Below are 24817 nucleotides of genomic sequence, written 5' to 3'. Positions count from 1 at the left end.
GTCTATACTCTGCCTTGTCACCAAACGACGTTTCCAATGCTCTATTGGCTTTTGACTGGTTTGAATAGGTCCAGCTCATTGCCAGGCTTGCACGAAAAGGCGCTGCCACCCAATCAGATCCGCCAGGGCTTTACCTCAAACTTTTTCGCCCCGTGTCACAGGTACTTGTCAGCTTTCAACGACGCGACAACCCGATCGGCCATATTGGCACAGCGGGCACCGTCAAAGGGAAAGATCGCTTCAAAGCCACCCTGGATGCGGTCCTCAAGCGCGCTGCGCAACCGGCGGCGGGCACGGAAAAGCCGCGTTTTGACAGTGATCGGATTCAACGAAAGGTCACGTGCAATTGCAAGTATGCTCATGCTTTCAGTTTCTCGCAGCAGAAAGGGGAGGCGCAATTCCGCGGGAAGAGCGGCTACAACTTCCTCCAACAGCAGGCGCATTTGTGTCCTCCCGAGCGCCACTTCCGGACGGTCGGGCTGCTGGCCGGGAAAGGCAAGAATGGATGTTGTTTGAATTTCTTCTTCGGCCACGGTGTCATATGCCTCCTGTGGACGGGCACGCCGGATCTGCATCAGCGCGGTATTGATTGCGATGCGGGTAATCCAGGTGGAAAATCCGGATTCGGCGCGGAAACTGTCAAGCTGGGTAAAGGCTTTCAGATAGGTTTCCTGTACTGCATCCTCGGCTTCTGCATCACTGGCAACGATACCGCGTGCAATACGAAACAGCCGCGGGTTCATGCGCCGGACAAGTTCACGCACTGCGGTTTCGTCACCGGAACGGGACGCAGTAACAAGCTCCGCCTCTGTCCTATGCCCTTGCGCAAGTTCAATGATTTGTTCGTCTAACTGGGCGATCATGCCTCATTCTCCTATTCGATCCGTCCACGCGCAAGAACAGTCTCGACTGCCGGAAAGGCCGCCAGGACTTCCTCTGAAACGTCATCCCTGTCTTTGCTCGCACCTTCCCAGTGCTTGTCTTCGGGATTTCCAACGACAATACGACCAACCATGGCCGCCATTTCGTGCGGGATACAGTAATAGTCGTACACGCCTGGCTCTGTCAGAGTTACATCAAACATTTCGTCTGGCAGCAGGAAACCGCTGTCCCAGGGAAGAGCAGCCTGCGGTATCCGGCGGATTCGGTCAAAATTGGACGGATGATATGCAGTTGCCGTATGGCTATTGCCCGCATCTCGGTTGACAAACCGGATGGTTGTACCTGTCGGCACGGCAAGGCCACGAGGCTTGAACCAAACCTTTTCACCTCGCGTCGTACCCGTCATTTCTATGACCTCTACCTGGGCTGCACGCAGGATCGCGGGGGTGGAAAGGGCGGCAATGATGCCACCCCCCAGCGCCAGAAATCGTCGCCTTGCGGAAATCATTCCGCCAACCGCGATTTGGCGTCGGCATCATGAAACAACACAACATGCGCATGGGGTTTGTCGACCCCCGGGTGACCCGCATTGTAATAGATGTCGACCGAGGTGACCGCCTGCGAACCGGTTGCCAAATCATCATAGGAAACGCCGTTCTGCAATTCTTCCAATGGCGTCATATAGACAGTGGCGGACAGTTTGCCGTCATGGTCGTAGGCCAGGAACGGACCGGCTGGCAGTGTATCGGGCGATACAAACAATGTCCCAAGACCGGGAATAAACGCGGGCAATGGCAGGACATCACTGACTTGAACATAGGGATCCCCCGGAGGTGATTGAAGCAGCGCCTGGTTTTCCTGAGCCATAGCAAAGGATGCGCAGATTGCCATTGCGGCGCTTAGTGTCATTGATTTTAACATGGTGTTGCCTTTTCGATTTTCGCTACACGCCAGTTATCTGGCGCTTACTCCGTTAGATGCAGCGGCTCTGAAAAGGTTCCCGTAAATTTTGAATGGTGTTTTGATCTTGCTGCCTTGCTCAATGACAGCCCAGCCAACGATGCAGCAAATGTTAGTCAGGTTTCCGATTGCCCTCGGCAGAACTTCCCGGTGCACTCACCACCGTCGGCCTGTTCTTCGCAGCCCCCAAGAGATTGACCTCGCGCCTACCTGCGCGAAACAACAATGGTGGATCACGTCTTTTCCCTGCTTTTTTCCTTTGGTGTGCCGTGGGGTGACAGAACTGATCACCCCAAGGCTGAACCACTTGTTCTTCCAACCAAGGTCACATCATCAGCGCTTTTCGAACAAGGGCTTCTTTGTCCTCAAATCTGGATATATCAATCCCACGATCTGCCAATGCCTGCTTCAGGTCACCTTCACTCAGTGCCTTGATGGCCTGTTCCGTCATGTTCATGAAATTGATCCTACGCTTGAACGGACCGTTGGTTTCCCCAAAAAAACTTCGGTTCTCAAAGGCAAAGTCCGCTGCGTATTTGGTCATGAAATGAGACAGGAACGTGTTGATGCTGATCCGGACCCGCGGGTCCTGCGTCATCAGATCCGATGTCGCATCAAGTGTTTCAAGCATCAGGTGTGACCAACGCTCCGCGCCCTTGTCATTCATCAATTGCATGGCGTTGTGCGTATGATGAAAGTTCAATCTGAACTCGGCACCATGATAATATGGACCACCGCCCATCACATCAATCCACATGGACGCCTGCGTGGTAATGTGGTGCCCGACCCCGCCAACGCGTTCAAAGACGGAAGTAAACCATGCCTCGTCCGCAAAGACCCTCTGATAGAAATCCTGAACAATCCCGACAATCGAATCCTGCCCGAGCACCGAAAAAAGCTGCCAGAACTGTATCGGTTGCCCGGTATCTCTGGAGGCTGTCAAGGACAGGATTTCGGGCATCCGATGCGCATCTGTAGGCAACAGACCCTTTGCAACAGCCCAGGTGATGTAATCGCGCTGGATCTTTTCGCTCATGTAGCCGTGCTGTGTCGGGAACTTGGGAAGGTCGATGCGTGCCATGATACTCTTTCGCCGGGGTTTAGCGCCCCTCTCAATGCCAGATTGATGTATGTGGGAATTGATTGTGGTGTCGAGCAGTGCACTTAAGCGTGCCACCATCGAGATTCAACTGGCGCAATGCATGGCCGATATGCTGCCAATATAAAGCCAACGGGCCGCTGGGCTATCGTCACATCGTCAAATAAACTGCAGGGGTTCCCAATGACCCAAATTTCCGGCTCGTCTTGCCCAGCGCGCCCAGTCGCCTCGCATGCCAGCGTCCTGCGCCCATTCCCTTCACCGGCAGCACAACAGCCCAGACTCCTCTTTTATGTTCGCCGTCGATTGATGGCATTGCACAGCGGTGTTTCATCCGTCCGGCCTTCCAATTCGGTTTCAGCGTTGTAAGATTACAAAAAATCCCGGTGACTGGCCTCAGGTGAGGCCGTGAGCGTGCATTGGGGATATGGAATCCATCAATGCCCGACCGCATTTCACCCTTAGTTCTTTTCAAAAATCAAACATTCCGATCCCTGTGGATCGCCGCGCTTGCCTCAAATTTCGGCGGATTGGTGCAAGCGGTTGGTGCTGCCTGGTTGATGACCTCATTATCTGACTCGCAACGGATGGTGGCCCTTGTACAGGGATCTGTCACCCTGCCGATTATGGTTTTTTCGCTTCTTGCTGGCGTTTTTGCCGATAACTTTGACCGCCGGCGCGTTATGTTGATCGCACAGGGTTTCATGTTCGTGGTCTCTGCTGTCTTGACCTTTATGGCCTTTGAGGGCTGGCTGACGCCCTGGTCGTTGCTTGCCTTCACGTTCCTCATTGGGTGCGGCACAGCCCTGCACAATCCGTCGTGGCAGGCAACGATGGGCGATATCGTCAGCCGCGAACAATTGCCATCAGCGGTTTCGCTGAATTCGATGGGCTTCAACTTGATGCGCAGTGTTGGCCCGGCGGCAGGTGGGGCCATTGTGGCAATAGCCGGCGCCGCCGCTGCCTTTGCCGTAAACGCATTGAGCTATGTTGCCATCATCCTCGCGCTGCTGCGCTGGAAAGCGCCCCAGCGCGACACGCACCTGCCACGCGAGCCCCTCGGCAGTGCCTTTGCTGCTGGCCTGCGGTATGTGGCGATGTCCCCCAACTTGCTACGCGTGATCCTGCGCGGCTTCTGGTTCGGGCTGTCGGCGATTGCCCTGCTCGCGCTTTTGCCGGTGGTGGTACGTGAAACACTGAATGGAACGGCCTTTATCTATGGCGTGATGTTGGGTGCCTTTGGCATCGGTGCGGTTGCAGGTGCACTTGCCAGCGCCCGCCTGCGCGAACAGTTCCGAAATGAGATCATCGCCCGTGGTGCCTTTATCTGTTTTGGCGTCAGCTGCGCCGCGCTTGCGGTTTCCTCCAATACCTGGATTGCAGGTTCTGCCCTGCTGGTAACCGGGGCTTGTTGGGTTTTGGCGTTATCCATGTTCAATGTGACCATTCAATTGTCGACGCCACGCTGGGTCGTTGGCCGCGCGCTGGCTCTCTATCAAACCGGGACATTTGGCGGCATGGCGGCGGGCAGTTTGATCTGGGGCGGGCTGGCCGACCTTTATGGCCCCATGCTCGCACTGCTCTGCGCCGCCGTATTGCTTATCATCGGCGCGCTGCTGGGACTCAAGCTTCCCTTGCCAGAGTTCGCAGGCCTCGATCTTGGCCCGCTCAACCGGTTCAAGGAACCCATGACGCGCTTTGACCTGAATTATCGCAGCGGACCGGTCATGGTGCTGGTCTCATACGAGATTGCACAAGAAGACGTGCCCGAATTTCTTGCCGCGATGAGCCAGCGACGACGTGTCCGCATCCGCGATGGCGCACAGCAATGGGCGTTACTGCGCGATCTGGAGGCACCGGATCATTGGAGCGAGAGCTATCATGTACCGACCTGGGGTGAATACGTGCGCCACAATGAGCGGCGTACCAATGCCGACGCGGCTTTGGCCGATCAATTGCGCGGGTTGCATCGCGGTACGGGTTCTCCTGAAGTGCGCCGCATGATCGAACGTCAAACCGTGCCTCTGCGCGATGATATGGCCCGCCGGAAAGACCAGTAAACCTAAAATCGGCCTTTCAATGGCAGTGCAATGGGCAGCTCCTGTGGCCGATCCCCCCATTTCGGTTCCAACCGTAGAACTGACGCCACGGCACCAATTCATATTTCTACTGTCGGTTGATTGACTGTCTCCTGTTGACTATCAACTATAGATAGAAAGACATCGCCCTGAAAACAGAAACCCGAGATAGGCAGGAATAGTTCTAAATCGCGACAACTTTGGTAGATACCCTGTGACTTCACGTTTGGAAATTTTTGTTGTCTTGGTCTGTGTGATCCTGACCAGCAGCTTGTACGGATCAAGCGAGAAAACCCGTGCCGAAGTTGCCGACAGCGAGTTTCAGCGGTTGGCTGAAGATGGTGTTCAGGTCCTGCGCACCAGGATGATGACATATCTGCAAAGCGTAAAAGGGATCGCCGCCTTTGTTTCTGCCTCCGATGAAGTTCGGTCAAACGATTTCGAAACCTATATCAGCAGTCTCGAAACACAGCAGCAACTCCCAAGCATCACAGGTTTTGGTCTGGTTGTCGAAGTCCCGGACGCGGAACTCGACGGGTTTGTCGAACTGGTTCGGGCTGACGGGCAGCCAGATTTTACATTGCGCCACCGCACGTCACAAGAAACCCATTTCATTCTCAAGTACATCGAGCCAAGGGCAACCAACGCCCAGGCGCTGGGGCTGGATCTTTCCTTCAACGCCGACCGGGTCAATGTGTTGGAAAAAGCCCGCAAGACCGGTCAACCGCAAATGACTCCGCCCGTGCAATTGGTTCAGGAAAACCGCGAAAGGCCCGGATTCATTGTGTTGGCACCCATAATTTCAAAGCAAGATGGGCCGCGTCAATCTGAGGGCTTCGTCGGTTGGGTAAGTGCCGTCTTCATAGCTGAAAACCTGATTGACGGGCTCACCGCAGGTCAAGGCAGCAACTATGAAATTCAGGTTTTTGACGGGGCAACCGCCCAAGAGGGTCAGTCAATCTTTGACGGTCGCAAAGATCCGGCAACAACCGGTGCCTATTCCGCAACCTATCAAATGGAACAGTTTGGCCGCACATGGACGCTTGTTTTTAACAGTACCAAGAGTTTCGACACATCTCTGCGCTCCTACCAATCGCTGACGGTCCTGATTGCCGGGCTCACGCTCACCGGCTTTTTGATATTGGTGTTGCGGAATTTCCAACAGCGTTCCCGCTCGCTCAATGAACTTGCGGCCTTGCGCGCCCGTCAGATCGCCGCCCAGGGCGAAGAAAACCGCTCTATCATTGAAAATGAAGTCACCTCGGTTCTGTTGCTGGATGCCTCGGAAAACATCAAGTTCGCCAACCAGGCAGCGCTAAAGTGCTTTGGCTATTCCGAAACCGAGATCGTGAAACTGCAATTCAGTTCGGTGGCGCATAGGGTCAAGGATACCACCGAAGGACACAACGCAATTGGCTACCACAAAGACAGCAGCGTTCTCGAACTGGATCTGCAACGCAATGACTGGGTCGATAGTGCAGGCAGGACGTCGACCACCGTAATCCTGCGTGACCTGACAGACCAGAACACGGCCCAGCGCGAACTGAAACACAACAAGGCCCTGTACGACATGGCCCTTCAAGGTGCCGAAATTGGCGTCTTTGATATTGATCTCATAACCGGATTGTCAGAGGTCTCCGAAACCTGGTGTCAGATCATGGGATATGCCGCCTGCTGCAATGGCATGAACACACAGCAGGATTTTCTTTCCCGTATCCACCCGGAAGACATCGAAAAACTTCGCAGTGCTGACAATGATTGCATCGCAGGCCGGACAGAACGTTCAATTACTGAATACCGTTTGAAAACCATGGATGGTAACTGGTGCTGGATGCGTTCCGATGCAGTGATCGTAGAACGTGACGAGACCGGCAAGGCGCTTCGTATGATCGGCACCCAAACCGACGTGACGGCACTGCGGCGTGACAAAAACGCATTAGAAGCAAGCGAACAACTTTTCCGTCAGGTGCTGTCCAATGCCCCTATCGGCATGGTGCTGATGAATGATCGCGGTAAGTTCATTGGCGTCAACGATGCCTTCTGCCAGCTTGTCGGTTGCCCGGAAGAAAAACTGATTGGCAAAGGTCAGTTTGCAGAATGGATGCCAGATGACGACCGCAGAAAGATTTATGCTTCCATTGCACGCATGATGGATGAAAAGACTTCTTCTGTTTACACAGCAGAACATCGCATCCTGAACAACATGGGTAATGAACGTTGGGGGCTGGTCAATGTCACATGGTCGTTTGACAAGAATGAAGGCCGTAATATCTTTATTGCCCAGATCATCGACATCACAGAACAGAAACGACTGGACCTGATCAAAGACGAATTCGTTGCAACCGTCAGCCACGAATTGCGGACGCCGTTGACATCAATCAAGGGTGCGCTCGGCCTGCTTACTGCCTCAAAGGACGCCAACCTCAGTAAGGGCAATGCCCGCCTGGTCGAGATCGCCAATTCCAACGCCGAACGGCTGACCGATATTGTAAATGATATTCTGGATCTCGGGAAAATATCCTCTGGTAAGGTATTGTTCGATATTGGAGACGTTGATCTTGCTGAGGTAATGGAAACCGCTGTTCAGGAAATGCTGCCTTTTGCCTTAACACACGAAAGCACCATGAGACTGGATGTGCCGGCAGCCCTACCGCCGGTTCTTGTTGATCCACGACGTACCAAGCAGGTTCTGGCCAACCTGATTTCCAATGCCTGCAAATACTCCTACCCCGATAGCGAAGTCGTGGTACGAGCAGAAAGGCTGGACGATGTTGTCATCGTATATATCCAGAACACTGGACCTGGCGTGCCGAATGAATTCAGATCCCGCATCTTTCAAGCATTCTCTCAGGCAGATAGCTCCGATACCCGCACCAAGGGTGGCACCGGTTTGGGGCTGAACATCACGCGTCAGATCGTATTGAGACAGGGCGGAAAAATCGGGTTCGAAAGCAAACCCAACGGCATTACTGTATTCTGGTTCACAGTGCCGCTGGCAGAGACAGACATGCAACAGGAAATCACCCCGGTTTTGACCAGGCCGCCGGAAGTTGCCAAACCAACAGTGCTTCATGTCGAGGATGATCATGATTTCGCGGAAGTCATATCTGGCGCATTGAACGAGGTAGCCTGTGTGACACACGCAAAATCCATCGCAACCGCAAAGAGTATTCTGCACCGAAAACGGCTGGATGTGGTCATTCTGGATTGGACCCTGCCCGATGGGAATGCAGAAACCCTGTTGGATGACATCCTGTCGCTTCAACCTCAGGCCCGCATCATTGCTCTGTCAGCGGACGCAGAAAGGGCATTCGATCCACGGCTCTTCTCAAACATGGTCAAAAGCAGAACGGACATAGCCACCATTGTCGCCTCGGTATGCGACAGCCAGCCTCTTGCATCCTAATCACTTTAAGTTTGAAGCTTTTTTTAGCCTCAATTTCAAAAAAACACATAAATGCCAATTTTGCGGTGCATAAGACCGATCAGTTGATTAGACCATCCGTCCTTGGCGAGGCAAACAGGGGAGGATTCGACGACAAAGGAGCAACTATGCAGGCCACTACCCACAAAAACAGAAAAGCACTATGCGTCGCTGGTGCCTGTGGATTGGCAACAGGCTGGTATGCTGCTTCGTCGATGTTGTTAACCGGATTAGCTGCAAGCGTGATCCCCGCTGCGGGCGCAATTGCAATCGCCGGCGTCCTTCCCACGATGCTGGCCAAGGGCAGAAACAGTAAGGAAAACGACCATAAACTGCTCACCATGTCCCAGCGACTGGAAGCGCTCAACCATCACGCAGGCATCAATATCGTCAATGAAAACAATGCCCTGACAGAGGTGAATGATCACCTGCTTACCCTCACCGGCTATTCACGAGAAGAGTTGATCGGCCAGCCGGTCAAGGTTCTTTATGACGATAACGCCAAAGATGTTGCCGATGAAGTACGCAGCTTCCTCGTGCAGGGCAAGACATGGCAGGGTGAAACCCAATTGCGGCGAAAAGATGGCAGCATACTTTTCACACAGTCTACCATCATGCCCCTCTTCAAGGCGAATGGGGAATGGGCGGGGTCCATTTCGGCGCGTACCGATGTGACCGAAGCCAACAAATTGCTTTCTGAACGCGATACTGCGCAAACCTTGAACGAGTTACGCGATGACATCTGGATTGTTGATTCGGAGACAGAGCAATTCAGCTATATGAATCGCGCCGCCAAAGGCCGACTGTCCATCGAAAGCGACGAATACAAACTCAAGGGGCTTGCCGATTTCAATCAGGACAAGGAAATCCAGGAAGTGCTCCGCGCCTGCCGTGCCTTGCGCAAGAATGGAGAGACGAATACCCAGTATCGGTCCAGCTTGATCGGTGTCCCGATGCACGTCAGCATCAATTTCTTGCCGGGATCAAACGGAGAGGGGCGTTACCTGATCCTGTTCAATGACATCACCGATCACCTCCAGCAGGAACAGATCAAATCTGCCTTTATTTCAAACGTCAGTCACGAGTTGCGCTCGCCCTTGACCTCGATCAAGGGCGCGATGGGGCTGCTGCTGTCTGGCTCCGCGGGAGAAATCCCCGACAAAGCGATGACCCTTTTGGACATTGCGCACCGCAATGCGGACCGTTTGATCCTTATCATCAATGACATTCTTGATCTCGACAAAATATCCAACGGCCAGTTGGAATTTGATGTCCAGATGGTTGACCTTGCCGAACTCGTCAGGGAAGCCGACAATGCAAACGCTATGTTGCAACAGCGGTTCGGCGTGAGCACAAAGCTGCAAGGACTGGAAGACGCGATGATGGTTCAGACAGATCCGAACCGCTTTATCCAGGTGCTGACCAACCTCCTGTCCAATGCCTACAAGTTTTCATCCCCAGGAAGCGAGATCACCATCTCAGTCCAGAACGAAGATGATTACCTTCGCATCGCAGTGAAAGATCAGGGAACAGGAATTCCTGTTAACGAACAGCACAAGATATTTGACCGTTTTGCGGACATGACAAATTCTGACCGCATGACCAAAGGCGGCAGTGGACTTGGACTCAACATCTGCAAGGCTATTGTGGAAAGCTTGGGTGGCAAGATAGGATTTGATACCGAAGTCGGCGTAGGTACGACGTTTTATTTCAACCTACCAAAGACTTTGCCCGATACAGTAGCCGTAGAAGAAGATACGGTCAGGCAAATCGCCTAAACTGGAGAGCTAAAGATGATCAAGCTTTTGCATGTCGAAGACGATGCAGACATTCGTGAAATCGCCGAAATGGCTCTGGGCCTTTCCGGTGAATTCGAGATTGTTCAATGTGAGACCGGCGAAGCGGCATTATCAAAAATCGAAAGCTATACACCCGATGTTGTCCTGCTGGACATGATGATGCCTGGAATGACTGGTCGACAGACCTTGGAAAAAATGCGCCAGAGGCCGGAATTGGCCGACATACCGGCCATCTTTATGACGGCGCGCGCCCAGCATTCCGAAATTGAGGAACTGTTGCAGATCGGTGCCGCCGATGTGATCAGCAAGCCGTTTGATCCAATGGCCTTGCCCGACCAGATCAAAGTGGCGATGCAAAAACCCCGCTAAACGCGGGACCACCGGCCATCTTTCACGTTTTCGAAACCCGTCACAGGACGCCGGTTACCCGGCATCACCTCTGTTTTGTCACGGGTCAGTCTTTTGAATTTTCATCCAAAAGCGCCTGACTCAGCGAAACGAAGGTATCCAGACTCTCCATGATTTCCCCTGGCACAGTGGCCGTCGCGGATTCGTCACTTTCAAGAAAGCCCAGGATGTCGTTTTCGCACTGACGCGCCGCGGTACCCAAGGTGCCAAAGTTCAATGAACCAGCACTGCCCGCGATCTGATGCAGGATGCCTTGCGCCGCAGCCAGATGATCGCGGAAGGCATCAACATCCGTGGTCTCCCATGCGGAAAGCGCATGAGATGCAATGTCGCCCTGACGGGTCTTTAGCATGGTCAGAAACCGCGTTCTGATCCGCTCGATGCCGGGTAATGTATCAATCATATCTTTCATGCGCGTTGCTCTACCAACCAGAGGTCATTCATGGCGCGTTCATGACGCGCGCTTGCTGCCTCGGCCGACGCATGCGCCGATCCAATGGCTTCCATGACCGAATTTTCGGACTTCCAGATCAACCGGATCGCCTCGCCCGCGCTGACCCGCACATATAACAGCTGGCCGGTATTATCGTAAAGCTCCGTACGCGCCAGCGCCAGATTCACCGCATTCACAAGGGCCAACATGTCGGGACGCCAACCGCTTTCAGTGACACAGACAAAGGTTCCGCTGCCCGCATAGGACATCAGAAATTGATGATTGGCCAAAGTATCGGAAATGATCTCGGCCACGTCTGAAACTAGGCTGGAAAATTCGAAAGCAGACAGTGAAGCGAATAATTTCTCGATCGTGCGGATCGTGAAGGCAAAGGTCGTCGACCCGAACAGCGCACCGCGTGACAATTGCGCGACGTAATTCTCCATCGCTAAATATTCGATCACGTTATCCACGTCATAGATCGAAATCGGTTCGTGCAGTTCCAGCATTTCAGACGAATTGCCAGCTTGTGTTTTTCCGGACAGGTTCTGGGTCGCAAAGATCTTGCGCGTACGCGAATTGCGCGCATCAATAAGACCTTCCACCAGCCCCAGCCGCGCTTTCAACTCGGCCAGTTCGAACGGTTTCGTGACATAATCCGTCGCACCTGCGGCAAATGCCGCGTCAACATATCGCTTGTCTGACATCGCTGTCAGCATCAGGATCGGTGTATCAGCATACCGCGTTGAGGAACGAATACTCTGTGTCAAAGCGATGCCGTCCATATGTGGCATCTGGATGTCGAATAAAAAACAATCAAATTCATTGCCTCGCCCGGCGCTGACGATTTCGATCGCCTCCGCACCGGATGTGGCCGTTGTCAGTTCATGTTCACCAACGGCACTCACGAATTGAGTGAGTAACTCAAGAATAATCGGGTCATCATCGACCGCCAGAATTTTCATGTCATTCACCATCTTCCGAAACAAATTTCCTGCCAACAGCGGCCATAATTCTTGTTACTTCAACCTGAGGGGGAAACATGGCGAAAGTTGGGCATTTCGAAACAATTAATCAAATAACCTGTCGATTGTTAAGAATTTGCCCAACAATTACATACTTGCCCCTGTCGCTTGAGGGAGTTTGTTGTCCAATCGTGCGAACAGATCGTTCTCTTCGGTTGGCGTCAAATCACCCAAACCAGCCTCCTGTGTCTGGCATTGTCTCAGCGCGTCACTTGCAGAAATGCCTGACCATATACGCTGTGCGGAAAGCGCGGTTAAACGTCCCTTGGGTGCCATCGGCACACCTGTCAAATTGGTGTCCCAGGCTTCTTCGAGTTCGGCGTTCAGGCGGTCATTTACCTCTTCGCTGTCAAAACGCTGGCGATCCATGAAGGCGCCGATAAACCGGCCCTTGCCGATATAGGCAAGTCTGAAGTTTCGCTCACCAAATGCTTCAACTGCCGCTTCGCCAATAATTTCAAGACAACTACGGAAAGCAGAAGCTCTGACGGCACGGTAGATCCCACGCATGCTGAAAATATCAATGCTGAACATGGTCATCGCAAAACATTCCGCCCGATAGCGCAGCAGTTCATTCTCCAAGGCAAGCGGTGTGCACATCTTGTCGATGCCAAGATCCAGAGGTTCATCAAAGCGGATTTTCAATCGGTCGGCTAAGGCGCTCATAGTGTGCTGTGCCTTGGCAAGGCTTTGGTTCAGCAATCCGGCCATCTTTACCCGCGCTGTCAATTCTTGCGGATCAAAGGGTTTGTGGATGAAATCTGTCGCCCCGACTTCGAATGCTCGCGCCATCAACTGAAGATCAACCGAACCGGTGATCATCAGGATCGGGGTGGTTGAATGGCGGCTCGATTTGCGCAGCTCATTGCACATTTCAATACCGTTCATCCCGGGCAGCATAATATCCAGTAGCATGCAATCGAACTGGTGTTCGCTATTTGCCAATGCTTCAAGACCGCTTTCCGCGGATGTGTGCATTTCGAGTTGGTAACCCTCTTCTTTCGTCAGCGTTGCCGCCAGAAGGTCAAGCATAATCGCGTCGTCGTCTACTACCAATATATGCATCGTTACTAATTCCTATTTGACACCGCCGATCAAGGCGAGCCCCAACTCCCTGATAATCATGCAACACCCTGTCCAAGACAAATCAGTGGCGCATTTGTGAAAATATTGAGACAACTCAAGATAGATCACCTTAGGCGCGAATCCGCTCAGGATGTGCCAAAACGCCTCGAAATGGCTCCGGTTTCAGGTACAGGACACAATTAAACCTAAATCTTTCATAATTTGGTCCAGTTCATCTCCCAATCTATGGATGCAACCTAAGGTTAGCAGGAGAATGTTATGAAGTTTTTAGTAGTAGACGACGATCCACTTGTCCTTGATCTGGTTACACTCGTCTTGCAGCAGGAAGGGCACAAGACGATCCATACCGCGCGCTCCGGTGTCGAGGCCCTTGACCTGCTGCGCACTTATACCGGGATTTATGACGTTCTCGTGCTCGACATCTCCATGCCGGAAATGAACGGGATCGCGCTGTGCCACCATATTCGCCACCTACCAGGGTACAAGAACACGCCCATCATCATGTTGACTGCCAACTCCGACAGTATTTCGATTGAAAAGGCATTTGCCGCAGGCGCGAATGATTACATCACAAAGCCGTTTGACGTGAAATCGATCGGCGGCCGGATTCAAATTGCCCGCCGCATGATGGACGAACATCAAATTTCCTACGCGGCTGATCAAGATTATTTCTCTGAGCCGGGGAAGATTGGCGAACACGAATTTGGCGTTTCCGACCCGATCAGAATTACGGGAATGGAACAACACACCGATACCTTCTCTCTTGGAAACTACCTGTTGCAACTCGCGAAAAAGCGCGTGAACGAAACCTATGTATTCGCAGCCCAGATCGACGATTTCACCAGTATCTACGAAAACTCCGACAGCCAGACGCTTCTTGTGACAATATCAGAAGTATGGCGGGCGATTTCATCTGCTGCTGATGATAACCGGCTTTTGGGGGCATATTTTGGTTCCGGGGTATTTATGTGCATCGCAACCAGCGACATCCAGGATCTGTGGAACAAGATGGAACATGATGTTGTTGCGATATTGCAGCGATCCGAACGGTTGAAGAAAATCGGTGCCTCCACAGATATTCCCTTGATCGTTGGACGCCCTGTCAAACCGAATGCAAGCAAGACGAAACGCGTCCGCCCCAGTTTCAACAGAGCGATTTCTCTGCTCGAAAAGAGAAAAGGCGTTTCGGAATCGCCGCTGGACGACACGTCGGGCCCGCGTACAACCACCCTGCGGCCTCGTGATTTTCCGCGCTAGATGACCCTGCATGACAGGCAGCAATGCAAAAGGGACAGGATTCCCTGACGTTTCATTGCGCCGGCTTTTCCTTTACAATAGCCAAAGGATTACGCCGGTCGCGATCGCCCCCCCGGTCAAAATAATCGCAAGTGTGGTCATGCGCCCATGCGATTGCGCATGAATATCATGATGGTCCATCCGCTTTTGCGTTTCACGGCACTTGGTCACGGCCGCCCAAAAGATCAGAATCGCCACCAGAATAAAAACTTCGGCAACAGCCTTGGCAATCAGGGGATGGTTTGTGTCTTCAAAAACCACTTTGAGTCCCAGGGCAAGCGCGATACAGGCCATGCCGGTACGCATCCAGCCCGCAAAGGTCCTTTCGTTCGCCAGCATTGTTCGATCTTCTGCCCATGCCGTCCGTGTACTGGACATTTCATTGGAATCGGGATCATCAGAAAGGTCGGTATTCGGCATTTTGATTTTCCATTCGGTCAGTAAACGTTACGCATGGCCTTTCACAGCGGACGCGATTTTGCACGGGGCCACAAGGGCACTAGTGCTGCGGCCGAAACAGTACGCACAAAAACCCCATCCCGCGAAGGCACTATGGCATATCCGGCCATTCTCATGCACTGTCTTCATACAAAAGCCACTGCAGGGGAATTTGGATTTAATGGAAGCCACTGATCCCGATGCCTGCGTGCCTGAAGAATTGATCCAGCTGGGAACCTATGCCTGGCCGCGCAGCCAGACCCGGCAAACGCTGGGTCACCTGATCCAGAAGATCAAAACAGGCTTGGGGTCTCGAACGGGCGAAGATGCTATCGATCCTGATCGTCTTAAATCGGTATCTGATGAGACCTACGAAGCAAAGGTCCGTCAGGCCCTGTCGCGGGTACTCCACACCATGCTCGACAAGGAATATCTGGCGTGGATCACTTCTGTCAAGGTCGAACAACCACGTCGCCTGTTTGTTCATCCACCGATGGAAAATGACATCCTGACCGAATGGGCAACGCAAAACGACATCCCGATCCTCCTCCAAGGCGGCGTGCTGAGCGATTTTTTCGCGCAGGGGCGTGTCGTGATTCCGCGTCTGGATGCCTTTTTTGTCCGTGATCAAAACCGGTTGGGCCTGCTTTTTGATCTTCTTGACCAGTTAAGCCGCTTTGACGGTCAGGTCCTTATCGGCTGCAACAGTTGGGCCTGGCGGTTCCTACAGCAATTTGACGACGCTTCGATGGTACTGGGAGAGGCCAAAACCTTTCCCGCATTTGATGCAGATGCGCTTGCCGCCCTGCTGCGGGGCATGTCGGATGCTGCAGAAAACTGCATATCCGTCGCCAGCGGCGAACCGGTTCTGAAACGCAATGCCAAACAGGAACTGTGCGATCCGTTTCTGGAAAACCTCGCGGCACTCAGCCTGGGCATTCCGTGGGTCGCCATTGAAATGTTTCTCAGAGGCATTGCCGAAACCAAGGAAACCAAGGAAACCAAGGACGCGGTGTCGGACGATCATATCTGGGTTGATCTGCCGAATACCTCTTCTTTGCCTTCCTCAGGTGCTGCCATGCTCAAGTTTGCACTGCATGCGCTGCTGATCCACGGCCCGCGCGAGATTGACGCGCTGAACAACGTCCTGCCTCAGCGGGTTCCCAATGGAATCTGGTTGGAATTGAACCGGCTCGGATTTGTCGCAATGCGTGATGGCAGGGTCAGCCCGGTCATTTGCAGATACCCCGATATACGCAGCGAACTTGGTGCTGCCGGTTTTAACCTTGATAAATTGTAGTTGAGCACATGGAAGATCGCACCGAACGCCTCACGAAGCTATTCAATGACATTGATGGGTGGGTCATTGCTGAAATCCTGCTGAGTATTCTACTGGTCTGGATCTTCATCAAGGCAACGCAAAAAATCCTGCCTTGGCTTGGTGAATTCCTACCGGCAAATTTGCGAACGCTGACGCTCAGTTCCGTTCCGGTCCTGCGGGTCGTGGCGCTCGTGGTCTTGATCATCTGGGTGGTTCCCTTGATCTTCAACATCACGCTTCAGAACTTTGTGTTCATCGCCGGTGCATTCAGTGTGGCAGTTGGTTTTGCCGTCAAAGACCTGGCAAGCAGCGTGATAGCGGGACTCGTTGCCCTCTTCGAAAAGCCTTACCGGCTTGGCGATTGGATCAAGATCGGTGACGACTACGGCGAGGTTGTCGCCATTGGCATGCGTGCGGTGAAGATTCGCACACCAGAAGACAACGTTGTCACCATCGCCCATGACAGGATCTGGACCGATAACGTTTCGAACGCAAATGACGGCTTTGGCACCTTGATGTGCGTGGCAACCTTTTATGTGGCAAGAAATCAACCGCTCCACGAAATCTCGCAACTTCTCAAAACCGTTGCCCGGACCAGCGCTTATCTAAATCTTGATCGCGACGTCATTGTAGTCATGGAAAACAGCCCGTTTTGCATGGTTTACAAACTCAAGGCCTATCCTTTCGAACCCCGCAACCAGTTTGCCTTTATCACCGATATGACGGAACGCGGAAATACAGCACTGCATGACGCCGGCATCGTCGCCGCAACGATTCCAGAAGATTTCATTTCGCGCAGACGTCAAAATCAGTGAAGCCAATATCGCTCTCTCAAAGGGTTTCATCTACCGGCGCTTGTTTCAGATCCGTTTGTCCATCTTGGTCGGTCTGGCGGGGCCCAGAAAGTTGCCAATGGCCTGCATTTCAGTGAAGTTATCGCAGACCACCTTGAAAACCAGCAAGAATGGCACCGCCACCAAGGCCCCTGGAACACCCCAAAGCCAGCCCCATAACACCACCGTCAAAAACACGGCTACGATGTTCAACTCCATCCGCTTCCCGATCATGAAGGGGGTCACGAACTGCGCCTCCGACGAGGTTAAGGTCAGATAGCAAATCGGCGCAAGCATGGCGTAGGACAAGCTGTCAAAGAAAAGGATCGCATGAACAGCCACCAGAGCGGTACCAACGACACCGCCCAGAATAGGCAGAAAATTCAACAGGAATGCAGCGACGCCCCAGACATAGGCATATTCCAGTCCCAGAAGCCAAAGCGCCCCCGCAACGGACAGGCCGAGACCGATATTGATGATCGTAATCGTCAGCAGGTACCCCGACACCTGCCGTTCAATTTCGTAAACCGTTGCCAGCGCTCTTTTCTTCTCGCTCAGCGTCGTAAAGGATTGAACCAGCTTTGCATAGAACAACTCTCCCGAGGCCAAAAGGAACAATGCCAAAACAAGGGCGACACCAATCGACGTCGCCGTGCTGGCAACAACTGTCATTGCCGAACTCAAAAGCCCAGGCGGTTTTACCACCACTTCCTGTTTGCCCGGTTCTGGCGCATCGGCAACTTTCTGAACCTGCTCGGATGCATCCTTTACCGCGTCAATTTGTTTGGAAACACCGCTCAATTTCTGCCTGAGTTCAAGAGCGATGTCCGGTGCGCTGTCGGTCCAGCTTCTTGCCGTTTCTCCAGCAAAAACAATGACACCAATAATCGCTGCAGCTGTAAAGGTGACAAGGATCGCCGCACCGACTCCTGCCGGCAATCCGACTTTCTGGAGCCAGCGGTTTATCGGACTTAGAGTAAGTGCCAGTAAACAACCAAGCAAAACAGGAAGAATAAAATCCCGCGCAAAATACACCACGACAAACACTGCAAGAACAGAGAGTAGGCCAAGACTACGCCGGATCGCTTTGATATCTTGGTCCATTGGTGTCCTGCTAAATCAAAGGGTGCCCAAAACGAGGGTCGTCAACTGATTACTGTCGTTGGAACAAGGGAATCGTGGAAATCGCCATTTTCGCCGACCCATTCTGTACTTCCCGAGCATGGGCGACGTAGATCAACGTCTGGTTTTCAGAGTCAAATATGCGGGTGACTTTCAAGGATTTCCAAACAATGGAGCGCCGTTCAGAAAACACGCTTTCCCCCTCGTCATCGCGCTCAATATCGCCAATCTCGATCGACCCGGTCTGACGGCAGGAAATCGCGGAATTCGACGGATCTTCAAACCAGTTCCCATTCTGAAGCCGATCCAGCAAACCGCGCTCGAAATAGGTCACATGACAGGTCACGCCCGTCACCTTGGGATCGGAAAAAGCTTCGATAATCAAATCATTACCAAGCCAGTCAACATCCACTTTGCCGACCTGCTCTGCGCTCGGTGCAAAGGGCCACATGACAGTCAAGGCGACCATCGCGGCCCTTTTGGCAAAACTTATCCGCATGCAACCTCCGACTTCATTTTTTAGCGTAGCCCAAAAAATGAAAGCACAGCCAAGATAATAACGATCAAGCCAACAATATAGATAATCCGTGACATGTATTCTCCAGTTCAGTTTGGGCCGCCAAGACGCGCCAATTGCGGCTGCACATGCAGATCCAATCGGTCGCGCTGCCGGCGACGGACAGCATCGTAAATCAACGTTTCCGGCCCGAATTCGTGCCGGCCTGCATTCCGAACAGGAACGCCTGTACCAGTGGTGGTGCCTCCGGGGGTGGCGCGGGCTGGGCATCTGTCCTCATATCCGCGTCGTGATCTTCCCTCGCCCCGAGACCGATCAACAAAAGGCCCGTACCAAAATAGACAGCCGCGATGATCAGCGCCGCCTCCATTGGCGAAAATCCGACAGTGAGATACAGCCAGGCTGCCAATGTCAGAAAGCCGGTTCCGACAATCATCAAAACGCCAGCCCCGGTCAAAAGGCCCGCACGTTTGGCGGTGCGCGCCGCTTTTTGTTTGATCGAGCGCATGGGTTATTTCCGCGACATCATCATGCCGACCAGGAATCCCAGACCTGCCGCGATCCCAAGTGCGGCCGCAGGTTGTGTGCGGGCAAACTCATCCGCCTGATCATGCAACTGCATGGCCTGCTTTCGTGCCGCGTCAACTTGATGCACAGCGGAATCTTTCACCGCCGAAATCTGGTCTTTGGCAGTTTGCGATAGCTCGCTGCCCTTGATCTGCGCCAGTTCGGACACAGTGGCAGTCAGCGCACCAATATCGGTCCGCAGGATTTCCATCTGTTCAGCTACATCTGCCGGCGTGGCGTTGGCATTTGTTTTCGTCTTCGCATTCATGTCCAAATCCTCTTCTTCGTCAATTTTGCGTGATCAAGTGACGCATTCAGGGTTACAACGCCCCGGAAACGAAATCGTTCCCTGCAGTTTGCAAGATTCGAATGCGGCTGATGCGGGCATGCAAAGTAACGCCATTTCGCGGTGATCTTGCGTCATAACAGGTATGGTTAGGCATGGCATTGCAGTACCATGAACCGGCTCTGCCCGCTGGGCCTGCGCTTGATCAAAAGGATAGCATCAACATGGCAACGAAATGCGAACATTGTCCGCTGCGGCGCAAAGACCTCTTCGCCAAGATGAACAGCAGTCAAGTTGCTGAAATTCAAAGATTTAAAGTAGGTGAGATGGTGGTGGATGCAGGCACGCCCATCTTGCTGCAGGGATCGAACAGCCCACAGCTTTACACAATCCTGCATGGCATGGGATTGCGCTACCGTCTGCTGTCAAACGGTCAACGACAGGTCATCAGCTTTGTCTTCCCTGGCGATTTCCTTGGCCTTCAGGCCGGCGTCATGGGGGAAATGGGCCATTCCGTTGAGGCAACAACAAAACTCACCTTGTGCGTTTTTGACCGAAATGAACTCTGGTCCTTCATCAAGGCAGATCCCGAACGGGGATTCGAGCTGGCATGGCTCGCTGCAATCGAAGAACACTTCATGGGTGAGGCCCTGACCACAGTCGGGCAACGGACAGCGGTTCAGGCAATTGCCTGGGCCTTGGTCCGGATCTATTTGCGTATGCAGGCCAGCGGACTGACAAATGGCAATTCCATAAAATTCCCCTTTCGCCAGCAAGATCTCGCAGATGCTCTGGGTCTATCGCTGGTGCATACCAATAAAACGATCGCCGGTCTGAAATCCAAGCAACTACTTGGTTGGGCCGACGGAGAAGTACATCTGCACAATCTCAAGAAACTTGCTGAAATTGGTCTTACAACCGTCGACCTTCCGAAAGAACGTCCCATCCTCTAATACGGCATACGGCCGTGCTGTCCTGAAGCTGGGGGAACGTCATTTCTTTAGCGATTTTTGAGGCTGGGTTATCAGCCCGCCTTTTATTGCGCATTTTTTCTGGACATCTGTACAGGAAGACTGTTCATTATTTTCTATCCGGTTTCACTTGGCCTGCGCATGCAATCCGCCTGAAACGGACTGCCTGTGAAAATACCGCGTTTTGGGAGGAACGGTATGAAGTTTGACTTTGTAATCATCGGTGGCGGCTCCGCCGGCTCGACAATGGCCGCCCGACTAAGCGAAGACCCCAATGTCAGCGTTTGTCTGATAGAAGCCGGCGGCAAGGGAACAAACATTCTGTTGCGCGCACCCGCTGGTGTGGTGGCGGTGTTGCCGGGGTATGGCAAACTCTTCAATTGGGCGTTCAACACGGTTCCCCAACCAGGACTCAAGGGGCGGCGCGGCTATCAACCACGCGGACGGGCACTTGGCGGGTCGTCCGCAATCAACGCCATGCTCTACATCCGCGGCCACAAGTCAGACTATGATGATTGGGCCGAACTCGGCTGCAAGGGCTGGTCATGGGACGATTGCCTGCCCTACTTCAAGAAATCGGAGAACAACGAACGCGGTGCCGATGACGCGCACGGCAATGCTGGCCCACTTCAGGTCTCAGATCAGAAAAGTCCACGACCGATCACCCAGGCTTTTGTCGAAGCCGCGACCAGGAAACAGATCCGCCAGCGGAAGGATTTCAACGATGGTGAGAACGAAGGCGTCGGCCTGTTCCAGGTTACCCAATTTCACGACAAAGCCAGAAATGGAGAGCGCTGTTCAGCAGCGGCCGGGTATTTGCATCCGGTCATGAACCGCGCAAATCTGACCGTCATCACCAAGGCGCGCGCAACAAAAATCCTGTTTGACGGCAAACGCGCCACCGGTGTGGCCTATCGTCAGGGTGGCGCAGACAAACAGGTGCACGCCCACAAGGAAGTCATACTGTCAGGCGGCGCATTTCAATCACCACAGCTGTTGCAATTGTCAGGCGTCGGACGACCGCAGGATATTACCCAGCATGGCATCAAAATGGTGCACGAACTTCAAGGTGTCGGACAAAACCTCCAGGACCATTTGGATTTCACGCTCAGTTACAAGACCAATGACACAGACAACTTTGGCATCGGGCTTACCGGCACCGCACGGCTCACGGCGGCAATCTACAAGTGGTGGCGCAAGGGCACGGGCATGATCGCTACCCCCTTTGCCGAAGGGGCGGCTTTTCTCAAGACAGAAACAACGCTGTCACGGCCCGACGTACAATTGCATTTTGTCATCTCTGTTGTAGATGACCATGCCCGTCGCCTCCATCTGGGCTATGGATACGGTTGTCACGTCTGCGCGTTGCGCCCTCATAGCCGCGGCGAAGTATTCCTGAACAGCGCTGATCCTTTGGCTGATCCCGGCATCGATCCGAAATTTCTGTCGGACCGCCGCGACCTCGAAACAATGATCGCGGGTGCCAAGATGACCCGAGAAATCATGCAGGCCGAACCATTGGGCGCATACGCCAAACGCGAGCTATTCGACCTCAAGGACAATATGACCGACGCCGAATGGGAAACTCATATCCGCGCCCGCGCCGATACAATTTATCACCCGGTCGGCACCTGTAAAATGGGCACAGATGACATGGCCGTTGTCGACCCGACCCTCAAAGTGCACGGCATGCAAGGCCTGCGTGTCGTGGATGCGTCGGTCATGCCCACCCTGATCGGGGGCAACACAAATGCCCCGACCATCATGATCGCGGAAAAATGTGCCGATATGATCAAGGCAGAATACGCCGCATAGCGGCAATCTAATTCAAAAGGAGAATGCAATGGACGGTGCTATGATGACTTCCCACATCGAGGAATACGACGCAGCACTCGATGCGCTCGACGCCGCAAAAGACACCTGGGCGCGCACCAGCATCGCGGAACGCATCGCGCTATTGCAACAGGTCAAAGACTGCCTGATGGACGTTGCCGCAGGCTGGGCCGAAACCGCTGCACGCAAAAAGCAGATACCCAATGGATCTCCTCTGGCGGGCGAGGAATGGACTTCCGGCCCCTATGCGGTCATGTCCGCATGTAACGGCCTGATGCTGACCCTCAGCCAAATGGAAAACAAGGAGTTCCTGAAACATCTGCCCACACGCAAACTTGTGACCGGTCAAACCGCTGTAAAGGTCATGCCACATTCAATCTGGGATCATTTGCTGCTGTCCGGCGTCACAGCCGAAATCTGGATGCAGCAAGGGGTGACACCGACAAACATGCATGAACATGCGGCGCTGGCCTATGATATTCCCCTGGCCGAACGCAAGGGCAAGGTCGCGCTGATTCTGGGGGCTGGCAATATCGCTTCGATCGCACCATTGGACGTGTTCCAAAAGCTGTTCCTGGAAAATCAGGTGGTCATTCTCAAAATGAACCCGGTCAATGACTACCTGACCGAATATCTGAACGCAGCGCTCAAACCCCTGATCGACCGTGATGCCCTGCGCATCGTCAAGGGCGACGGATCCGCTGGTGCCTATCTTACGACCCATGAGAATGTCGAAGAGCTGCATGTCACCGGCGCAGGTTCGACTCACGATGCAATTGTCTGGGGGACAGGAGCCGAAGGCGAAGAGAACCGCAAGGCGAACACTCCAAAAAACAACAAAAGGTTCACTTCCGAACTGGGTGCCGTGTGCCCCACCATCGTCGTACCCGGCCCTTGGTCAGATGCCGATTTGCAGTTTCAGGCCGAACATATCGCCACCCATAAATTGCACAACTCCGGCTTTAACTGCGTTGCCTGTCAGGTTCTGATCATGCCAAAGGGCTGGGACAAGGCCCAAACACTGTTGTCCAACATCGGTTCCGTGGCGCGCAAGTCTACCCGCGGGGCATATTACCCCGGCGCAATGGACCGTCTGGATACCTTTAGGGGCAAGGCAAAAGCCATGAAGGAGGTGCCGCGGGGAACTGCGCCCTCGCTTGTCATCAATGACGCCGATGACAGCGAATGGTTCCGCAACAACGAGGTTTTTGCACCCGCGATGTCAACTCATGACATGGATGCACCCGATGCGGAAACCTACCTGCGCAACGCCATCACCTATGCCAATGATCAACTGCATGGCACCCTTGGCGCGAATATCCTGATTCATCCCAAAACCATGAGCGAGATTGGCACGCAACGGTTCGAGGAGATCATCGCAGACCTGCGCTATGGCACCATTGCGGTCAATGCCTGGACCGGTCTGGCCTTTCTGGCAACTGCATGCCCCTGGGGGGCATTCCCCGGTCACACACCACAGGATGTGCAATCAGGCATCGGAACCGTGCACAACACGTTCATGCTCGAAAATACGGAACGCGTGGTGATTCAGGCACCATGGCGGCCATTTCCACGCGGGCTGTTGTCCGGCCAGTTCACGCTTCTGCCGCGTCCGCCGTGGTTCATCACCAACCGCAAACAGGACAAGGTTGGCCGCCTTCTCACGGCCTTTCAATATAGACCAAGCTGGTTCAAGCTGCCGCGCATCTTTTTGAACGCATTGCTGGGATAAGGGGACATCGGGCCGTTTGTGATCTTGCATCCGGCCCGCTATGACACCTACGTAGTATCATGAACGAAATGCCCGCCAAACTCAAAGCCCGTGCAGAACGCAAGTCTGCAAAGCGTGACGAAAAGAAACGTCAGATTGCGGCCAGTGCCATCACGGCATTGCAGGAACTCGGCTATGCCAACACCAGTTTGCGCGACATCGCCGCAAAAAGCGATATGTCGTTGGGCATTCTGCATTATTATTTCGAAGACCGGTCGGATCTGATTATTTATTGTGTGCGGATCTACAAACAGGAATTCGTTGGCGAAATCACAACCAAGCTGAAACAAGCAACCGGCCGCGCGGCGGTCATTGATGCTTTGTCAGGGGCGCTGGCCATCTCGATTGCTAAGGACTCAATGACGCATCGGCTGTGGTACGACATCCGCAATCAGGCCCTGTTTGATGAGACCTTCCGCCCGGTTACGTCCGAAATCGAGGCTATGCTTGCCGCTGTTGTTGCGCTTGCCTTCGAGCGCGCCGGGCACACCGCCCCGGCACAGATCGACGTACAATATGCGCTGCTTGACGGTGTGTTCCGCTTCCTGTTGCAGGACCAACTTGGCACCACGAAACGCAGCGCCTCTGCACTCAAGGATATACTCAAGGCGGTGCTGGAACAGGTCCTCTGAGCGCGGCTATCGCCGTGTTGCCTATCCTCGGTCACC

23 protein-coding genes are annotated in these 24817 nt (G+C 53.5%); 11 read left to right on the top strand and 12 right to left on the bottom strand.

Translation table 11 applies throughout. From position 1 onward, the window contains the following. Positions 1–155: 155 nt before the first annotated feature. From OS190_RS11590 to OS190_RS11575, 4 genes are all read right to left on the bottom strand, one after another. A complete protein-coding gene (locus tag OS190_RS11590; protein WP_267158873.1) occupies positions 156–863 on the bottom strand; it encodes an RNA polymerase sigma factor in 708 nt (235 codons plus the stop codon). An 11-nt stretch (positions 864–874) separates the two neighbouring features. After that, entirely contained in the window at positions 875–1390 is a 516-nt protein-coding gene (locus tag OS190_RS11585; RefSeq protein WP_267158872.1) for a plastocyanin/azurin family copper-binding protein, read from the bottom strand. Beyond that, positions 1387–1803, bottom strand: coding sequence for a hypothetical protein (locus tag OS190_RS11580; RefSeq protein ID WP_267158871.1), 417 nt, complete (start codon positions 1801–1803; stop codon positions 1387–1389). The genes OS190_RS11585 and OS190_RS11580 overlap by 4 nt, the downstream gene beginning before the upstream one ends. Before the next feature lie 364 nt (positions 1804–2167). Continuing rightward, positions 2168–2923: a globin domain-containing protein gene (locus OS190_RS11575; RefSeq protein WP_267158870.1), complete on the bottom strand. Its 756-nt coding sequence runs from the start codon at positions 2921–2923 to the stop codon at positions 2168–2170. Between the two features lie 458 nt (positions 2924–3381). Between OS190_RS11575 and OS190_RS11570 the strand changes: the two genes are divergently transcribed. From OS190_RS11570 to OS190_RS11555, 4 genes are all read left to right on the top strand, one after another. After that, positions 3382–5001 (top strand): MFS transporter, encoded by a 1620-nt coding sequence (locus tag OS190_RS11570; RefSeq protein WP_267158869.1) that lies wholly within the window; start codon positions 3382–3384, stop codon positions 4999–5001. Positions 5002–5233: 232 nt separating this feature from the next. Next, positions 5234–8425, top strand: a complete 3192-nt coding sequence (locus OS190_RS11565) for a CHASE domain-containing protein (RefSeq protein ID WP_267158868.1) — start codon at positions 5234–5236, stop codon at positions 8423–8425. A 146-nt stretch (positions 8426–8571) separates the two neighbouring features. Continuing rightward, positions 8572–10221, top strand: coding sequence for a PAS domain-containing sensor histidine kinase (locus OS190_RS11560; protein WP_267158867.1), 1650 nt, complete (start codon positions 8572–8574; stop codon positions 10219–10221). A 15-nt stretch (positions 10222–10236) separates the two neighbouring features. Continuing rightward, on the top strand, positions 10237–10611 hold the full coding sequence (locus OS190_RS11555) for a response regulator (protein WP_267158866.1): 375 nt from the start codon (positions 10237–10239) through the stop codon (positions 10609–10611). A gap of 85 nt (positions 10612–10696) precedes the next feature. Here OS190_RS11555 and OS190_RS11550 read toward each other — a convergent pair whose 3' ends face one another. From OS190_RS11550 to OS190_RS11540, 3 genes are all read right to left on the bottom strand, one after another. Beyond that, on the bottom strand, positions 10697–11062 hold the full coding sequence (locus OS190_RS11550) for an Hpt domain-containing protein (protein WP_267158865.1): 366 nt from the start codon (positions 11060–11062) through the stop codon (positions 10697–10699). Beyond that, complete coding sequence (locus OS190_RS11545) at positions 11059–12048, bottom strand: response regulator (protein ID WP_267158864.1); 990 nt, start codon at positions 12046–12048, stop codon at positions 11059–11061. Before OS190_RS11545 ends, OS190_RS11550 begins: the two co-directional genes overlap by 4 nt. Before the next feature lie 147 nt (positions 12049–12195). Next, positions 12196–13173 (bottom strand): response regulator transcription factor, encoded by a 978-nt coding sequence (locus tag OS190_RS11540; protein WP_267158863.1) that lies wholly within the window; start codon positions 13171–13173, stop codon positions 12196–12198. Positions 13174–13452: 279 nt separating this feature from the next. On the opposite strand from OS190_RS11540, the gene OS190_RS11535 reads away from it, so the two are divergent. After that, complete coding sequence (locus OS190_RS11535; RefSeq protein WP_267158862.1) at positions 13453–14451, top strand: response regulator; 999 nt, start codon at positions 13453–13455, stop codon at positions 14449–14451. Positions 14452–14523: 72 nt separating this feature from the next. On the opposite strand, the gene OS190_RS11530 is transcribed toward OS190_RS11535, so the two are convergent. Then, positions 14524–14910, bottom strand: a complete 387-nt coding sequence (locus OS190_RS11530; protein WP_267158861.1) for a YidH family protein — start codon at positions 14908–14910, stop codon at positions 14524–14526. A 199-nt stretch (positions 14911–15109) separates the two neighbouring features. Here OS190_RS11530 and OS190_RS11525 point away from each other — a divergent pair, with 199 nt between their 5' ends. Together OS190_RS11525 and OS190_RS11520 are read left to right on the top strand one after the other, a co-directional pair. Next, positions 15110–16228 carry a hypothetical protein gene (locus tag OS190_RS11525; protein ID WP_267158860.1) on the top strand — a complete coding sequence of 373 codons (1119 nt, stop codon included), beginning with the start codon at positions 15110–15112 and terminating at the stop codon, positions 16226–16228. Positions 16229–16236: 8 nt separating this feature from the next. Beyond that, entirely contained in the window at positions 16237–17064 is an 828-nt protein-coding gene (locus OS190_RS11520) for a mechanosensitive ion channel family protein (RefSeq protein ID WP_267158859.1), read from the top strand. A 45-nt stretch (positions 17065–17109) separates the two neighbouring features. Here the strand turns inward: OS190_RS11520 and OS190_RS11515 are convergent, their stop codons facing one another. The 4 genes from OS190_RS11515 to OS190_RS11500 all read right to left on the bottom strand — a co-directional run bounded on the left by OS190_RS11515 (position 17110) and on the right by OS190_RS11500 (position 19556). Further along, positions 17110–18186 (bottom strand): AI-2E family transporter, encoded by a 1077-nt coding sequence (locus tag OS190_RS11515; RefSeq protein ID WP_267158858.1) that lies wholly within the window; start codon positions 18184–18186, stop codon positions 17110–17112. A 49-nt stretch (positions 18187–18235) separates the two neighbouring features. Then, complete coding sequence (locus OS190_RS11510; RefSeq protein ID WP_267159124.1) at positions 18236–18673, bottom strand: CreA family protein; 438 nt, start codon at positions 18671–18673, stop codon at positions 18236–18238. Between the two features lie 223 nt (positions 18674–18896). Then, on the bottom strand, positions 18897–19229 hold the full coding sequence (locus tag OS190_RS11505) for a phage holin family protein (RefSeq protein WP_267158857.1): 333 nt from the start codon (positions 19227–19229) through the stop codon (positions 18897–18899). 3 nt (positions 19230–19232) lie between these two features. Beyond that, positions 19233–19556, bottom strand: coding sequence for a glycine zipper domain-containing protein (locus OS190_RS11500; RefSeq protein WP_267158856.1), 324 nt, complete (start codon positions 19554–19556; stop codon positions 19233–19235). A 242-nt stretch (positions 19557–19798) separates the two neighbouring features. On the opposite strand from OS190_RS11500, the gene OS190_RS11495 reads away from it, so the two are divergent. The 4 genes from OS190_RS11495 to OS190_RS11480 all read left to right on the top strand — a co-directional run bounded on the left by OS190_RS11495 (position 19799) and on the right by OS190_RS11480 (position 24781). Beyond that, positions 19799–20527 carry a Crp/Fnr family transcriptional regulator gene (locus tag OS190_RS11495; protein WP_267158855.1) on the top strand — a complete coding sequence of 243 codons (729 nt, stop codon included), beginning with the start codon at positions 19799–19801 and terminating at the stop codon, positions 20525–20527. 216 nt (positions 20528–20743) lie between these two features. Further along, entirely contained in the window at positions 20744–22360 is a 1617-nt protein-coding gene (locus OS190_RS11490) for a GMC family oxidoreductase (protein ID WP_267158854.1), read from the top strand. Positions 22361–22388: 28 nt separating this feature from the next. Further along, on the top strand, positions 22389–24110 hold the full coding sequence (locus OS190_RS11485) for an aldehyde dehydrogenase family protein (RefSeq protein ID WP_267158853.1): 1722 nt from the start codon (positions 22389–22391) through the stop codon (positions 24108–24110). A 59-nt stretch (positions 24111–24169) separates the two neighbouring features. Beyond that, positions 24170–24781 (top strand): TetR/AcrR family transcriptional regulator, encoded by a 612-nt coding sequence (locus OS190_RS11480; protein WP_267158852.1) that lies wholly within the window; start codon positions 24170–24172, stop codon positions 24779–24781. The last annotated feature ends 36 nt before the right edge of the window (positions 24782–24817 follow it).

Origin of the sequence: Sulfitobacter sp. F26204 (assembly GCF_026410305.1) — a bacterium.
Classification (GTDB): Bacteria; Pseudomonadota; Alphaproteobacteria; order Rhodobacterales; family Rhodobacteraceae; genus Sulfitobacter.
The sequence above is the reverse complement of the archived record's forward strand: the minus strand, read 5'-3'. Positions and strand labels throughout refer to the sequence as shown.

Bases quoted from the DNA above. Each gene is read 5' to 3' on its own strand.
- OS190_RS11590 (WP_267158873.1), bottom strand. From the start codon at position 863: ATGATCGCCCAGTTAGACGAACAAATCATTGAACTTGCGCAAGGGCAT.
- OS190_RS11585 (WP_267158872.1), bottom strand. From the start codon at position 1,390: ATGATTTCCGCAAGGCGACGATTTCTGGCGCTGGGGGGTGGCATCATT.
- OS190_RS11580 (WP_267158871.1), bottom strand. From the start codon at position 1,803: ATGTTAAAATCAATGACACTAAGCGCCGCAATGGCAATCTGCGCATCC.
- OS190_RS11575 (WP_267158870.1), bottom strand. From the start codon at position 2,923: ATGGCACGCATCGACCTTCCCAAGTTCCCGACACAGCACGGCTACATG.
- OS190_RS11570 (WP_267158869.1), top strand. From the start codon at position 3,382: ATGCCCGACCGCATTTCACCCTTAGTTCTTTTCAAAAATCAAACATTC.
- OS190_RS11560 (WP_267158867.1), top strand. From the start codon at position 8,572: ATGCAGGCCACTACCCACAAAAACAGAAAAGCACTATGCGTCGCTGGT.
- OS190_RS11555 (WP_267158866.1), top strand. From the start codon at position 10,237: ATGATCAAGCTTTTGCATGTCGAAGACGATGCAGACATTCGTGAAATC.
- OS190_RS11550 (WP_267158865.1), bottom strand. From the start codon at position 11,062: ATGAAAGATATGATTGATACATTACCCGGCATCGAGCGGATCAGAACG.
- OS190_RS11545 (WP_267158864.1), bottom strand. From the start codon at position 12,048: ATGAAAATTCTGGCGGTCGATGATGACCCGATTATTCTTGAGTTACTC.
- OS190_RS11540 (WP_267158863.1), bottom strand. From the start codon at position 13,173: ATGCATATATTGGTAGTAGACGACGACGCGATTATGCTTGACCTTCTG.
- OS190_RS11535 (WP_267158862.1), top strand. From the start codon at position 13,453: ATGAAGTTTTTAGTAGTAGACGACGATCCACTTGTCCTTGATCTGGTT.
- OS190_RS11530 (WP_267158861.1), bottom strand. From the start codon at position 14,910: ATGCCGAATACCGACCTTTCTGATGATCCCGATTCCAATGAAATGTCC.
- OS190_RS11525 (WP_267158860.1), top strand. From the start codon at position 15,110: ATGGAAGCCACTGATCCCGATGCCTGCGTGCCTGAAGAATTGATCCAG.
- OS190_RS11520 (WP_267158859.1), top strand. From the start codon at position 16,237: ATGGAAGATCGCACCGAACGCCTCACGAAGCTATTCAATGACATTGAT.
- OS190_RS11515 (WP_267158858.1), bottom strand. From the start codon at position 18,186: ATGGACCAAGATATCAAAGCGATCCGGCGTAGTCTTGGCCTACTCTCT.
- OS190_RS11510 (WP_267159124.1), bottom strand. From the start codon at position 18,673: ATGGTCGCCTTGACTGTCATGTGGCCCTTTGCACCGAGCGCAGAGCAG.
- OS190_RS11505 (WP_267158857.1), bottom strand. From the start codon at position 19,229: ATGCGCTCGATCAAACAAAAAGCGGCGCGCACCGCCAAACGTGCGGGC.
- OS190_RS11500 (WP_267158856.1), bottom strand. From the start codon at position 19,556: ATGAATGCGAAGACGAAAACAAATGCCAACGCCACGCCGGCAGATGTA.
- OS190_RS11495 (WP_267158855.1), top strand. From the start codon at position 19,799: ATGGCAACGAAATGCGAACATTGTCCGCTGCGGCGCAAAGACCTCTTC.
- OS190_RS11490 (WP_267158854.1), top strand. From the start codon at position 20,744: ATGAAGTTTGACTTTGTAATCATCGGTGGCGGCTCCGCCGGCTCGACA.
- OS190_RS11485 (WP_267158853.1), top strand. From the start codon at position 22,389: ATGGACGGTGCTATGATGACTTCCCACATCGAGGAATACGACGCAGCA.
- OS190_RS11480 (WP_267158852.1), top strand. From the start codon at position 24,170: ATGAACGAAATGCCCGCCAAACTCAAAGCCCGTGCAGAACGCAAGTCT.